The organism is Thermococcus sp. ES12 (assembly GCF_012027515.1).
Lineage (GTDB): Archaea > Methanobacteriota_B > Thermococci > Thermococcales > Thermococcaceae > Thermococcus > Thermococcus barossii.
Map to the genome: position 1 here is coordinate 1 of NZ_SNUP01000013.1, position 647 is coordinate 647.

Sequence of the window (647 nt, forward strand, 5' to 3'; positions counted from 1 at the left end):
AGGTCTTGCTACTTCATCCCATAACTCTAAATCTATCTCTACTCCCTTCTTCTTCCCCCACTTTGCCAAAAGCTTGAAGAAGCGATCAATCATTAAGGTGAGTCCGTGATTTCGTTCTTCAAATTCATCTATCCTCTCTGAAAACTCTTCCTCACTCATTAGAATTTTCCGCTTTTCCTCTTCAACCTCTTCTTCAACCTCTTCAAGCTCTCCTTGAAGCTCTTCTTCTATTACATCATCATCAATCAAGCGCTCAATGACTTCATCCGTAATATCCTTTTTTTCAAGCTCAATTGTAACTTCCTCACTCATTTTAATCGCCTCACAAATTCTTTAAGCTTTTCAAACTTTCTCGCTTCTTCTTCAAGTTTTCTTTTCCTTTTCTCCAAAACAAACTCTAAAAACTGCTTGATTAATTTCTCATTCGCATTCATGAACTCAATTAGATCTTCAACATAAACTATTGAAAAGCCATTCCAAATACTAAATTCTTTGATCATTTCTTGTTTTTTTCCTTTCACTTTTCTTATTGCTAACATCTCACCCTCTTTTATCAATCTCAAAGCCATTCATCTCACCTTAGCGCCAAACTTTTTTGCAATCTCAAAAGCAAGATTTTTTGCGATCTCGCTAAGCTCTTTAGCGTT

The 647-nt window shown here is 35.9% G+C and carries 1 protein-coding gene and 1 pseudogene; both read right to left on the reverse strand.

Going from position 1 to position 647, the window contains the following annotated elements:
• A pseudogene (locus E3E37_RS10730) lies at positions 1-312 on the reverse strand (hypothetical protein); the annotation flags it as partial.
• On the reverse strand, positions 309-569 hold the full coding sequence (locus E3E37_RS10735) for a hypothetical protein (protein WP_167717329.1): 261 nt from the start codon (positions 567-569) through the stop codon (positions 309-311). The pseudogene E3E37_RS10730 and the gene E3E37_RS10735, both read right to left, overlap by 4 nt.
• Positions 570-647 lie beyond the last annotated feature (78 nt).

Coding starts and splice junctions, on each gene's coding strand:
- E3E37_RS10735 (WP_167717329.1), bottom strand. CDS start 569: ATGGCTTTGAGATTGATAAAAGAGGGTGAGATGTTAGCAATAAGAAAA.